The organism is Spirillospora sp. NPDC047418 (genome assembly GCF_040643275.1).
Classification (GTDB): Bacteria; Actinomycetota; Actinomycetes; order Streptosporangiales; family Streptosporangiaceae; genus Spirillospora.
The window spans coordinates 1-13,100 of sequence record NZ_JBEYTW010000154.1 but is presented as its reverse complement, the minus strand read 5'-3'; the positions used below and the strand labels follow the sequence as shown (position 1 = coordinate 13,100).

6 protein-coding genes are annotated in these 13,100 nt (G+C 76.9%); 5 read left to right on the top strand and 1 reads right to left on the bottom strand.

Annotation, left to right across the window (positions count from 1 at the left end; genetic code table 11):
* Positions 1-65 precede the first annotated feature (65 nt).
* Positions 66-1,103, bottom strand: coding sequence for a ketoacyl-ACP synthase III family protein (locus ABZ806_RS43515; RefSeq protein WP_500225551.1), 1,038 nt, complete (start codon positions 1,101-1,103; stop codon positions 66-68).
* Between the two features lie 122 nt (positions 1,104-1,225).
* Here ABZ806_RS43515 and ABZ806_RS43510 point away from each other — a divergent pair, with 122 nt between their 5' ends.
* Genes ABZ806_RS43510 through ABZ806_RS43490 form a run of 5 tightly spaced genes read left to right on the top strand, consistent with a single transcriptional unit; the run spans position 1,226 to position 12,950 of the window.
* Complete coding sequence (locus ABZ806_RS43510) at positions 1,226-2,167, top strand: acyltransferase domain-containing protein (protein ID WP_500225549.1); 942 nt, start codon at positions 1,226-1,228, stop codon at positions 2,165-2,167.
* Entirely contained in the window at positions 2,164-10,929 is an 8,766-nt protein-coding gene (locus tag ABZ806_RS43505) for a type I polyketide synthase (RefSeq protein ID WP_500225547.1), read from the top strand. Before ABZ806_RS43510 ends, ABZ806_RS43505 begins: the two co-directional genes overlap by 4 nt.
* On the top strand, positions 10,922-11,701 hold the full coding sequence (locus ABZ806_RS43500) for an SDR family NAD(P)-dependent oxidoreductase (RefSeq protein WP_500225545.1): 780 nt from the start codon (positions 10,922-10,924) through the stop codon (positions 11,699-11,701). The genes ABZ806_RS43505 and ABZ806_RS43500 overlap by 8 nt, the downstream gene beginning before the upstream one ends.
* A gap of 26 nt (positions 11,702-11,727) precedes the next feature.
* Positions 11,728-12,693: an aromatase/cyclase gene (locus tag ABZ806_RS43495; RefSeq protein ID WP_500225543.1), complete on the top strand. Its 966-nt coding sequence runs from the start codon at positions 11,728-11,730 to the stop codon at positions 12,691-12,693.
* Positions 12,690-12,950, top strand: coding sequence for an acyl carrier protein (locus ABZ806_RS43490; protein ID WP_500225542.1), 261 nt, complete (start codon positions 12,690-12,692; stop codon positions 12,948-12,950). The genes ABZ806_RS43495 and ABZ806_RS43490 overlap by 4 nt, the downstream gene beginning before the upstream one ends.
* The last annotated feature ends 150 nt before the right edge of the window (positions 12,951-13,100 follow it).

The following is a 13,100-nucleotide window of genomic DNA, read 5'->3' as shown; positions in this document are numbered from 1 at the left end:
GGGGCGGCCCGCCCCCCCGCCGGGGGGGCGGCCGCGGCCCGGGCCGCGCTGGGAGCCCGAGGGGCTCAGCCCGCCGCGCCCGGCGTCCGCTCCACCACGGCCGCGGACCAGGTGAAGCCCGCCCCGACCCCGGCGAGCAGGCAGCGCCCGCCGGGCGCGAGGCGGCCGGACCCGATCAGCTCGCCGAGCCCGGCGATCTGGTCCCCGGCGCCGAGGTGGCCGATCCGGCTGCCCCAGTCCCACGTCGTCCGCGCCCGGTCGATGCCGAGCGGCTCGAAGAACTGGACGTCCATCTTCGGCAGGCCGAGGTGCGGCAGGACGAACCAGTCCACGTCCGCGCGCTCGACGCCGGCCTCCGACAGCGCGCCCTCGACGGCGCGGACCTGGCCGTCCCGCAGCCGCCGCAGCACCTCGGCGAAGCCGAGTTCGGAGACCGCCTCCTCGCGCGGCGCCTCGGCGTCGATCGGGCGGGCCGCGGTGAGCGGGGCGTCCGCGAACGGGCGCGCGCCCCGGCCGAGCTTCTCCAGGCCGGGGTCGGAGAGGGAGAACGCGCTGCGCAGCCGGACGACGTCCCCTTCACCGTCCGGAGCGCCGCGCGCCAGCACCATCGCGGTGCCGCCGTCGCCGCAGATCGTGCCCGGGTCGGTGCGCCAGCGGTCGAAGCCCGGCAGCGCGAACCGGTCGCCGGTCGACACGAGCGCCCTGCTGCCTTCCCTCCGGCCCGCCAGATACGCGGCGGCCAGCTCGATCGCCGCCATGCCGCCGTTGGACTGCTGCCCCACCTCGACGGCCGGGCAGCCGTTGCCGAGCGCCTCGCGCTGCACGTAGGAGGCGGCCGCCCACAGGTCGTGCCCCTGGTAGTGGACGCTGGCGTGCAGGAGCAGCTCGACGTCGGACGGGTCCGCGCCGGCGTCCTTCATCGCCTGCCGCGCGGCGTCCGCCGCCATCTCCGGCGGGGCCTCCGCGGCGACGCACACGGCTTCGATGCCGGTGCGCCACACGTCCTTGCGGGCGCAGAGGCCCCGCTTCTGCGCGTCGGCCGTCTCGATCGCTTCGGGCAGGTGGCGTCCGGTCCCCGCCACGTAGATGTCGTCGTACCTCATGCGGTGAGCGTCGCAGCCGCCCGTCAGGGCGCCGTCGAGGACCGGTCGTCGCGACCCGTTCGCGGCGCCGGGCGCGAATGACCCTAGGCCGGATCTCGACGCGGGCGGCCTAGACAGGGGGCATGACTGAGGACCACCGAGCCGGCGGGGGACGTCCGCTGCCGATCGCGCTGCTGATCCCGGGCCAGGGAGCGCAGCGCCCGCGGATGGCCGCGTCCCTGTACGGCACCGACGAGGGCTTCACCCGCACGATGGACGAGGCGTTCGCGCTCATGGGCCCGCGCGGCCCGCACCTGCGCGCGCAGTGGCTCGCCGAGCGGCCGCCGCCGGAGTTCGACGACGTCACGGTGGCGCAGCCGCTGCTGTACGCGGTCGGGTACGCGCTGGGGCGGGCGATGGCGGACCGGTACGGGCCGCCCGGCGCGCTGCTCGGGCACTCCGCCGGGGAGATGGTCGCCGGCGCGCTCGCCGGGGTCTTCGACTTCGCCGACGGCATGCGCCTGATGATGGCGCGGCTTCCGGCGCTGGCCGCGACCGAGCCGGGCGGGATGCTTGCGGTGGCGGCCTCGGTGCGGGAGGTGGAGCCGCTGCTCGGCGGGGACGTGCACCTCGCGGCGGTCAACGCGCCCCGGCAGCTGCTGCTCGCCGGGGCGCGGGAGCCGCTCGGCCGCGCCATGTCCCGGCTGAAGGCGGACGGGAGGACGGTGCGGCGCGTCCCGGCGCGGCAGGCGTTCCACAGCCCGCTCGTGGCGGCGGCGTCGGACCAGGCCGGCGACCAGTGGGCCGGTGCGGCGCTGCGGCCGCCGTCGGTCCGGCTGTACTCGGCCTACGACGCCGCGCCGCTCACCGCGGAGCGGGCGTGCGACCCGTCCTTCTGGATCGGGCAGCCCGCCCGCACCGTCCACTTCGCCCGCGCGCTGGACCGGCTCCTGGACGACGGCGACCACCTGCTGCTGGAGACCGGACCGGGGCAGAGCCTCACGATGCTCGCCCGCCGCCACCCCCGCGTCCTGGCCGGACGCAGCCGGGTGCTCGGGACGACGGAGGAGCTGGTACCGCAATGAGCACGCCCATCGCCGTGATCGGCATGTCCGCCCGCGTCCCCGGGGGACCGGGCCTGGAGGAGTTCTGGTCGCTGCTGTGCCGCGGCGGCGAGGCGATCCGCCCGGCGCCGGAGGGCCGCACGAGCGGCCCCGGCGGCTTCCTCGACGACGTGGACGGCTTCGACGCCGCCTTCTTCGGCGTCCCGCGGGCGGAGGCCGCCGAACTCGATCCGCAGCAGCGCCTGATGCTCGAACTCACCTGGGAGGCGCTGGAGGACGCCCGCGTCCTGCCCGCGTCGCTGCGCGGAGGCCGGACGGGCGTGTTCGTGGGCGCGATGGCCGACGACTACGGACTCCTCCAGGCCCGGGACGCCGCCGGGGCGTCGCCCTTCACGCTGACCGGAACGCGGCGCGGCTTCATCTCCGGACGCGTCTCCCACGTGTTCGGCCTGCGCGGCCCGAGCGTCACCGTCGACACGGCCCAGTCGTCGTCCCTGGTGGCGGTCTACCAGGCGGCGCAGAGCCTGCGGGACGGCGACTGCGAGCTGGCCGTCGCGGGCGGCGTGCAGGTGAACCTCGCGGAGGAGAGCCACGAGGCGCTCCGGGAACTCGGCGCGCTGTCGCCGGACGGGCGGTGCCGCCCGCTGGACGCGGGCGCCAACGGCTTCGTCCGCGGCGAGGGCGGCGGCGCGGTGGTGCTCAAGCCGCTCGACGCGGCGCTGCGGGACGGCGACCGCGTGCACTGCGCGATCCTCGGCGGCGCGGTCAACAACGACGGCGCCACGCCCGGCCTGACCGCCCCCAGCCGGGACGCGCAGGAAGAGGTCCTGCGGCTCGCCTGCGAACGGTCCGGCGTCGATCCGGGCGCGGTCCAGTACGTCGAGCTGCACGGCACGGGGACGCGGCGGGGCGACCCGGTCGAGGCGGCCGCGCTGGGCCGGGTGCTCGGCGCGGCGCGCCCGCCGGCGGACCCGCTGCCGGTCGGCTCGGTGAAGCCGAACATCGGCCACCTGGAGGGCGCGGCCGGCATCGCCGGGCTCATCAAGACGGCCGCCGGGATTGCGCGCGGGCGGCTTCCCGCGACGCCGAACTTCGCCGAGCCCAACCCCGAGATCGACCTCGCGGCCCTGAACCTGCGGGTCTGCGACCGTCCCGGCGACTGGCCGGACGGGGACCGCGTCGCGGGCGTCTCGGCGTTCGGCCTGGGCGGCTCCAACTGCCACCTCGTCCTCGCCGGGCCGCCCCGCGCCGACGCCGGAGCGGCCTCCGGCACGGCCACCGGGCCCGTCCCGTGGGTGGTGAGCGGACGCTCGGAGCAGGCACTGCGCGCCCAGGCCGGGCGCCTGGCGGACCCGGCCACGGCACGACCGGACGAGCGGGACGTCGGCTTCTCGCTCGCGGTCTCCCGGACGGCGTTCGAGCACGGCGCCGTCGTCACCGGCGACCACCGGGAGGGGCTGCGGGAGCTGGCGGCGGGCCGCGACGCACCCGGAGTGGTCCGGGTCAGGAGGCGCGGCGGTCGCACCGCCCTGCTGTTCCCGGGGCAGGGGGTGCAGTACCCGGGCATGGGCCGCCGCCTCTACGAGACGTATCCGGCGTTCGCGCGGGCGCTCGACGAGGTCGGTGCCGCGCTGGAGCCGGCGATCGGCGCACCGGTCGTCGACGTGCTGCGCGGCGGCCGGCTGGACGGCCAGGAGCTGCTGCAGCCGGCCGTGTTCGCCGTCGAGGCGGCGCTCTTCCGGCTGCTGGAGTCGTGGGGCGTCCGGCCGGACGCCGTCGCGGGCCACTCGCTCGGGGAGATCACCGCCGCGCACGTCGCCGGGGCGCTTCCCCTCGCCGACGCGGCGGAGTTCGTCGCGGCGCGGGGGCGGCTGTTCGAGCGGCTGCCGTCCGGCGCGGCGGTCGCGGTGGAGGCGGGCGAGGACGAGGCCCGCGCCGTCCTCGCGGACCGGCTCGACCGCGCCGGCGTCGCCGCCGTCAACGGCCCCGGGTCCGTGGTGATCGCGGGGGAGGAGGCGGTCGTGACCGCGGCGGCCGAGCACTTCGCCGGGTCCGGGCGGCGCACCAAACGGCTGCGCATCGGCCGGGCCGTCCACTCGCCGCTCGTCGAGCCGATCCTGGACGAGCTGCGCGCCGTCGCCGCCGGGCTGGACTGGCGGCGCCCGTCCGGCGGGCCGGCGATCGTCTCGTCGGTGACGGGCGCCGAGCTGGACGCCGGGCGGCTCGCGGACCCCGGGCACTGGGCCGGCAACGCCCGCCGGACCGTCCGGTTCGGCGACGCCCTCCGGGCGCTGCACGCGCTGGGCGCGCGGCGGTTCGTCGAGGCCGGTCCCGGCACCGCGCTCACCGACCTGCTCCCGGCGAACGTCTCCGACCCCGCCGTGACCGCCCTGCCCTGCCTGCCCGGCGGGCGGGACGAGGCGGAGGGCGCCGCGACGGCCCTGGCCGGAATCCACCTCGCCGGGGGCGAGGTCGACTGGAGGGCCTTCTTCGGGACGGACGCCCGCCTGACCGATCTGCCGACCTACGCGTTCCAGCGCGACCGCCACTGGTTCGGCGCCGCCCCGGACGAGCCGGTGCCGCCCGTCCCCGGGACCGACACCCGGCGGCTGGTCGCCGAGACCCTCGAACAGGCCCTCGGGACGGGCGCGGCGGCCGACCCGGACGTGCCGTTCCGGGAACTGGGCGTCGACTCGCGGATGTCCGTCGTGATCCGCGACCGGCTGTCGGCCGCGCTCGGCCGCGACCTGCCCGGCTCCCTCCTCTTCGACCACCCCACCGCCGCCGGGCTCGCGGACGCCCTGCGCCCGGAGCCCCGGGCCCGGACGGCCGCGCCCGCGCCCGCCCGCGAACGCCGCGAGAGCGACGACGACATCGCGATCGTCGCGATGAGCTGCCGCTACCCGGGCGGCGTCCGCTCGCCCGAGGACCTCTGGCGGCTGGTGGACACCGGGACCGACGCGATCGGGCCGTTCCCGGACGACCGCGACTGGGACCTCGACGAGGTGTCCGGCGTTCCGGCCCTGGGCGGCTTCCTCGGCGGCGCCGCCGAGTTCGACGCCGCGTTCTTCGGGATCTCGCCGCGCGAGGCCGCCGGGATCGACCCGCAGCAGCGGCTGCTGCTGGAGACCGCGTGGGAGGCGTGCGAGCGCGCCGGGCTCGGCCGCGACGCGCTGCGCGGCAGCCGCACCGGCGTCTTCGTCGGCGCCACCGCCCAGGACTACGGCCCGCGCCTCGCCGAACCCGAGGACGGCACGCGCGGCCACCGGCTCACCGGCACCACGCCCAGCGTCGCCTCCGGCCGCATCGCCTACGTTCTCGGGCTGCGCGGCCCCGCCGTCACCGTGGACACCGCGTGCTCGGCGTCCCTGGTCGGCGTGCACCTGGCGGCGCAGGCGATCCGGCAGGGCGAATGCGACACCGCGCTCGCGGGCGGTGTGACCGTGCTGGCGACGCCCGGCATGTTCCTGGACTTCGGCCGCCAGCAGGGGCTCGCCGCCGACGGCCGCTGCAAGGCCTTCTCCGCCGACGCGGACGGCACCGCCTGGGCCGAGGGCGCCGGGCTGGCCGTGCTGCAGCGGCTGGGCGACGCGCGGCGGGAGGGACGCCCCGTCCTGTCCGTCCTGCGCGGCAGCGCCGTCAACCAGGACGGGGCCAGCAACGGGCTCACCGCGCCGAACGGCACCGCCCAGGAGCAGGTCATCGGGGACGCGCTGGACCGCGCCGGGATCGGCCCCGCCGGCGTGGACGTGATCGAGGCGCACGGCACGGGGACCGCGCTGGGCGATCCCATCGAGGCGGGCGCGCTGGCCCGCGCCTACGGCGCCGCCCGCGCGGCGGACGACCCGGTCCGGCTGGGCTCGCTCAAGTCCAACATCGGGCACGCCCAGGCCGCCGCGGGCATCGGCGGCCTGATCAAGATGGTGCAGGCCCTGCGCGCCGGGCGGCTGCCCCGCACGCTGCACGTCCGCGAGCCGTCGGGGCACGTCGACTGGGCCGGGAGCGGCCTGGCCCTGCTCACCGAACCGGTGCCGTGGCCGCGCGCGGGCCGCCCGCGCCGGGCCGCCGTCTCCTCGTTCGGGATCAGCGGCACCAACGCGCACGTCATCGTCGAGGAGGCTCCGGCGCCGCCCGGCGGTGGGCCGGACGGCCCCGGGCCCGTCCCGCTGCCGCTGTCGGCGCGCACCGGCACCGCGCTGCGCGCACAGGCCGGACGGGCCCGCGAGTTCATGGCCGCGCATCCGCAGGAGCGGCCCGCCGACATCGCCCGGACGCTGGCGGCCCGCACGCCGATGCGGTGGCGCGCCGTCGTCGTCGGCGACGACCGCGACGACCTCATGGCCGGTCTGCGGACCCTGGCGGACGGTGCCGGCGTGCCGGCGGCCGTGCGCGGCTACCGGTCGCCCGCGGTGGTCCGGGCCGAGGCGGGGGACGCGTCCGACCCGGTGTTCGTGTTCCCCGGGCAGGGCGCGCAGTGGCGGGGCATGGCCCTCGACCTGCTGCGCGAGTCCGCGGTGTTCCGCGAGCGGATGGCCGAGTGCGAGCGGGCGCTGTCGGCCCACTGCGGCTGGTCGCTCCGGGACGTGCTGGAGAACGACCCGCTGGACCGGGTGGACGTCGTCCAGCCGGCGCTGTTCGCCGTCATGGTGTCGCTCGCCCGGCTGTGGGAGTCGGCCGGGGTCCGCCCGGCGGCGGTGGTCGGGCACTCGCAGGGCGAGATCGCGGCCGCCTGCGTGTCCGGGGCCCTGTCCCTGGACGACGCCGCCAAGGTGGCGTGCCTGCGCAGCCGCGCGCTGCGGAAGGTCGCGGGCAGCGGAGGCATGGCCTCGGTGCCGCTCCCGGCGGACGCGATCGAACTGCCCGGCCGGGTGTGGACGGCGGCGGTGAACGGGCCGTCCTCCACCGTCGTCGCCGGGGACGCCGACGCCCTCGACGACCTCGTCACCCGGCTCCAGGGCGAGGGCGTCGACGCGCGGCGCGTGGACGTCGACTACGCCTCGCACACCGAGGCCATGGAACCGATGCGCGACCCGCTGCTCGCCGACCTCGCCGGGCTGGCCCCGGCCGACCCGGCCGTCCCGCTGTGGTCGACGCTGACCGGCGGGCCGCTCGACCGGCCGATGGACGAGCGCTACTGGTTCGACAACATCCGCGGCACCGTGCGGTTCCAGGACGCGGTGGACGCGCTGATCGACGCCGGCCACACCCGGTTCGTCGAGGTGAGCCCGCACCCGGTGCTGACCCGCGCGATCACCGGGACGGCGGGCGACCGCGAGGTGACCGTCCTCGGCACGCTGCGCCGGGACGCCGGCGGGCTCGCGCAGTTCCTCACCGGCGTCGCCGCCGCCTACGCCGACGGCATGCCGGTGGACTGGGCCGCGTTCGTCCCCGAGGGCCGGATCGTGCCGATGCCGACCTACCCGTTCGAGCGCCGGCGCTACTGGCTGTCCGCCGGGTCCTCGGGCGCGGCGGGCCTCGCGGGCGCGGCGAAGGCCGGGCACCCGCTGCTGGACGCAGAGGTGGACCTGCCCGGAGGCGGCGTCCTGCGCACCGGACGGCTGTCCGTCGCGCGGCACCCGTGGCTGGCCGGCCACGAAGTCGCGGGCCAGATCCTGCTGCCCGGCACGGCCCAGGTCGAGATGGCCTGTGCGGCGGGCGCCCGGATCGGCCGCCCCCGCCTGCGCGAGCTGGTGCTGGAACGCCCGCTGCCGATCCCCGATGACGGCGAGGTCGAGGTACGGCTGCTGGCCGGCGCGGACCGGTCGGTCGTCATCGAGTCCCGTCCCCGCGACGCCGACGCGTGGACCCGGCACGCCACCGGAATCCTGGAGGACGGCGCCGGATCCCAGCCGTCGGCGCCCGCCGGGACGTGGCCGCCGCCCGGCGCGGAGCCTCTGCCGCTGGACGGCGCCTACGACCGGCTCGCCGAACGCGGCTACGGCTACGGCCCCGCCTTCCGCGGCCTGCGCCGCGCCTGGCGGGACGGCGACGACCTCTACGCCGAGGTCGGCACCGACCAGGACCGGGGCGCGCACCGCGTCCATCCCGCACTGCTGGACGCCGCGCTCCATCCGCTGCTCCTGCCCGGTGAAGGAGCCCCGGAGGTTCCGTTCGTCTGGAAGGGAGTCTCCTGCGAGCCCGCGGCCGCCTCGTCGCTCCGCGTGCGGCTGACCCGGGCCGGAGACGGGACGGCGCGGCTGGAGGCCGCCGACGACGAAGGACGCGCGGTCGCCGTCGTCGAGTCGCTCGAACTGCGCCCGCTCGCCGGCGACGCGCCCGGCGGCCTCTACGAGACGGCCTGGCATGAGCTGACCGGCGAACCGGACGGCGAACCACCCGAGGCGCACATCGTGCCCGTCTGCGACATGGACGGCCCCATGCCGGACGACGCCCACCACGCGGCACGAGCCGTTCTGGAGAAGCTCCAGAGCGTCCCGGATTCCGACACCGTCGCCGTCATCACCAGGAACGCCCAGCGCGTCCTCCCCGGCGACGACGTCGCCGGGCTGGCGCAGGCGGCGGTGACCGGGCTCGTGCGCTCCGCCCGCTCCGAACGCCCCGGCCGCCTCGTCCTGATCGACGGCGACGGCGACCGGCGCTCCGACGCGGCGCTGACCAGGGCTCTCGCGACCGGGGAAGCCGAACTGGCCGTCCGGCGGGGCCGCCTGTACGCCCCCCGGCTGGCCCGTCCCGGCGACGACGGGCTCGTCCCGCCGGGCGAGGGCCCCTGGCGGCTGGACGTCACCCGCCGGGGCTCGCTGGACGACCTGGCGCTCGTCCCCGCCCCCGAGTCCGGGCGGCCGCTCGGCGAGGGCGAGGTCCGCGTCGCCGTCCGCGCCTCCGGGCTGAACTTCCGGGACGTCGCCGTGGCGCTGCGCCTGGTCGGCACCGAGCGGACCATGGGCGGCGAAGGAGCGGGGATCGTCACCGAGGCCGGCCCCGGCGTCACGGCGCTGCGCCCGGGGGACCGCGTGGCGGGCGTGTTCGAGCGCTCCCACGGGCCCGTCGCGGTCGCCGACGCCCGCCAGGTCGTCCCCATGCCGCCGGGCTGGACGTTCGCCCGCGCCGCCTCGGTGCCCATCGTCTTCGCCACCGCCTACCAGTGCCTGGTCGAGATCGCGGAGTTGGGCCCTGGCGAGCGTGTGCTGATCCACGCGGCGACCGGCGGCGTGGGGCTGGCGGCCCTCCAGCTCGCCCGGCACCTCGGCGCCGAGGTGTACGCCACCGCGAGCCCGCCCAAGCAGCACGTCCTGCGCGAGCTGGGTCTCGACGACGACCACATCGCCTCGTCCCGCGACCTGGAGTTCGAGGAGCGGTTCCGGGGGCGGATCGACGTCGTCCTCAACTCGCTGGCCCGCGAGACCGTGGACGCCTCGCTGCGCGTGCTGCGCCCCGGCGGCCGCTTCGTGGAGATCGGCAAGACCGACGTCCGCGACCCCGGAACCGTGCGGACCGGGCATCCCGACGTCCGGTATGCCGTGTACGACCTGCTCGGCGTTGCACCGGAGCGGGTCGGCGAGGTCCTGCGGGCCGTGCTCGCCCTGCACGACGACGGTGCGCTGCGGCCCCTCCCGCTCCGGACCTGCGACGTGCGGCGGGCCCCCGAGGCGCTGCGGACCCTGCGGCACGCCGAGCACGTCGGCAAGCTCGTCCTGACCGTCCCGCCGCCCGAGCCCTTCGGCCCCCGCGGAACGGTGCTCGTCACCGGTGGGACGGGGAGGCTCGGCGCCCTCCTGGCGCGGCACCTCGTCCGCGAGCACGGCGTGCGCAGGCTCGTCCTGGCGAGCCGCCGAGGACGAGCCGCCGACGGCGTCCCGGACCTGGCGGCGGAGCTGACCGGACTCGGCGCCGAGGCCGCCTTCCCGGCCTGCGACACCGCCGACCGGGACGCGCTCGCCCGCCTCCTCGCCGAGCACGCGCCGACCGCCGTGGTGCACGCCGCCGGCACCCTGGACGACGGGCTCGCCGCGACGCTGACCGGCGAGCGCGTGGACGCGGTCCTGCGCCCCAAGGTCGACGCCGCCTGGCACCTGCACGACCTGACCCGGGACATGGACCTGGACGCGTTCGTCCTGTTCTCCTCGGCGGTCGGCGTGCTCGGCGCCCCCGGCCAGTCCAACTACGCCGCCGCCAACACCTGGCTGGACGCCCTCGCGGGCCACCGGCGGGCCCGGGGCCTGCCCGCCGTCTCGCTCTCCTGGGGCCTCTGGGACGAGCGCGGCGGCATGACCGGGCACCTGTCCGGCGAGCAGGTCGGCCGGCTGCGCCGCACCGGCATCGCGCCGCTGCCCGCCGCCCGCGCGCTCGCCCTGTTCGACGCGGCGCTGCGGTCGCCGCGCGACCACCTCGTCCCGATGGACCTGGACGTCCGCGAGGTGCGACCGGGCACGGTCCCGATGCTCGCCGACGCCGTCCGCCCCGCCCCGGAGCCCGCCGAGGACGGCGAGGCGTCCGGCACCGGTCTCGCCGAGCGCCTGCGCGGCGCCTCCGGCGCGGACCTGGAACGCGTCCTGACCGCGGCCGTGTGCGACACCGCCGGGGAGATCCTCGGGTACCCCGAGCCCGGCGCCGTCGGACCGGACGACGCGTTCAAGGAACTCGGCTTCGACTCCCTGCTCAGCGTCGACCTGCGCAACCGCGTCAACCGCGAGCTCCGGATCGAGCTGCCGACCACCGCGGTCATGGACAACCCGACCCCCGCCGACCTGGCCGGGGTCATCCGGGCGGCACTGTCGCCGCCCGGCGACGGCACCGCCGAGCGAAAGGAGAAGGACGATGAGTGAAGAGCGCGACCGCCACGCCTTCGTGAGCGGGGCGACCAGCGGCATCGGCCGCGCGGTCGCCGAGCGGCTGGCGGGGGAGGGCGCGCGGGTCTTCATCTGCGCGCGCGACGGCGAGGCCGTCGCCCGGACGATCAAGGAGTTGCGGGACGCCGGCGGCGACGTGGACGGCACCGCCTGCGACGTCCGCGACGCGGACCGGGTCCGGTCGCTGGTCGAGGAGGCCAACGCCGCCGGCCCGATCAACGTCCTGGTCAACAACGTCGGACGGGGCGGCGGCGGGCAGACCGCGCAGATCCCCGACGAACTGTGGGACGACGTCATCGCCACCAACCTGACCAGCGTGTTCCGCGTGACGCGCGCGTTCCTGGCGTCCGGGCTGAAGGACGCCGGATGGGGGCGCGTCATCAACATCGCGTCCACGGCGGGCAAGCAGGGCGTCGTCCTGGGCGCGCCGTACTCGGCGTCCAAGCACGGCGTCGTCGGCTTCACCAAGGCGCTCGGCCTGGAGCTGGCCAAGAGCGGCGTCACCGTGAACGCCGTCTGCCCCGGCTACGTCGAGACGCCCATGGCGCAGACCATCCGGCGCGGCTACGCCGACTACTGGGACGTCACCGAGGGCGAGGTGCTGGCCCGCTTCGAGGCCAAGATCCCGCTCGGCCGCTACACGGCGCCCCGCGAGGTCGCCGCGATGGTCGCCTACCTGGCCGGCCCGGACACCGGGGCGGTCACCGCCCAGGCGATGAACGTGTGCGGCGGCCTGGGCAATTTCTGAGGACCCGCAACTTCTGAGGAGGGCTGATGACCGTACGAGAGGACACCGCGCCGGCGACCCGGCACACCGAGCACGCCACCCGCGTCAAGGCCCCGCCCGACGCGGTCTACCGGATCGTGGCGGACGTGACGACCTGGCCGGTGCACTTCCCGCCGACCGTGCGCGCCGTCCGGCTCTCCGGCGACGACCGCGCGGAGCGCATCCGGATCTGGGCGCTCGCCAACGGCGCGCCGCGCACCTGGGTGTCGGAGCGCACCCTCGACCCGGACGCGCGGACCGTCGGGTTCGCGCAGGCCGAGCCGAGCGCCCCGGCGGCCGCGATGCGCGGGACCTGGCGGATCGAGCCCGACGGGGACGGCGGCTCCCGCGTCGTCCTGGTCCACGACTACGCCGCCGCGGACGGCGACCCCGACGCTCTCGCGCTCATCGACCGGGCCGTCGACGCCAACAGCGGCGCGGAACTGGACGCGCTCAGGCGCGCGGCCGAGAGCGGGGCCGACCCCGGCCTGTTCCTGGAGTTCAGCGACGGCGAGACCGTCCACGGGCCGCTGGAGGCGGCCTACGACTTCGTCAACGAGTGCGACCGGTGGCCCGAGCGGCTCCCGCACGTGCTGCGCGTCGCCCTGACCGAGGACGAGCCCGGCCTCCAGTTCATGGAGATGGACACGCGGTCGCCCGACGGGTCGGCGCACACCACCGCCTCCGGGCGGGTGTGCGTGCCGGGCGAGCGCATCGTCTACAAGCAGACCACCATGCCGCCCGTCATGCGGACCCACAACGGCGAGTGGCTGTTCGAGCCCGCCGGGGACGGCGCGGTCCGCGTCACGTCCCGGCACACGGTGGTCATCGACCCGGAGGCCCTGCCCGGGGCCGCCGGCGGGATGGGCCTGCCGGAGGTGCGGCAGAAGATCCGCGAGACGCTCGGCGCCAACAGCAGGGCGACCCTGCGCGCGGCCAAGCGGTATGCGGAGAACGAGAGGAGCGGAACATGAGGGAACTGACACTGGACGGCCTCAAGGACGCGCTGCGCGCCGCGGCGGGCGAGGCGGAGACCCTGGAGGACGGTGCGGCCGACCTGCTGGAGGTGCCGTTCTCCGACCTCGGCTACGACTCGCTCGCCGTCATGGAGACCACCGCGCAGGTGGAGCGCATGTTCGGCGTCGAACTGCCCGAGGAGGAGACCGCCGAACTGAAGACGCCCCGCGAATACCTGGAGTTCGTCAACGCCAGGCTCGGGCAGACCGTGTAAGGACGGAAACGGCGGAAGAGCCGGCGGCCCGTGCGGGGCCGCCGGCTCTTTTCGGTGGTGCGCCCAGCATGGGCGATTGCTTGGGGGTGAAAGTCCCCTGGAGGAAGAGGTGGTGCTAACTCCGAGCCGGAGGCAAGGGCGTCGTTGTGA

Bases quoted from the DNA above. Each gene is read 5' to 3' on its own strand.
- ABZ806_RS43505 (WP_500225547.1), top strand. From the start codon at position 2,164: ATGAGCACGCCCATCGCCGTGATCGGCATGTCCGCCCGCGTCCCCGGG.
- ABZ806_RS43500 (WP_500225545.1), top strand. From the start codon at position 10,922: ATGAGTGAAGAGCGCGACCGCCACGCCTTCGTGAGCGGGGCGACCAGC.
- ABZ806_RS43490 (WP_500225542.1), top strand. From the start codon at position 12,690: ATGAGGGAACTGACACTGGACGGCCTCAAGGACGCGCTGCGCGCCGCG.
- ABZ806_RS43515 (WP_500225551.1), bottom strand. From the start codon at position 1,103: ATGAGGTACGACGACATCTACGTGGCGGGGACCGGACGCCACCTGCCC.
- ABZ806_RS43495 (WP_500225543.1), top strand. From the start codon at position 11,728: ATGACCGTACGAGAGGACACCGCGCCGGCGACCCGGCACACCGAGCAC.
- ABZ806_RS43510 (WP_500225549.1), top strand. From the start codon at position 1,226: ATGACTGAGGACCACCGAGCCGGCGGGGGACGTCCGCTGCCGATCGCG.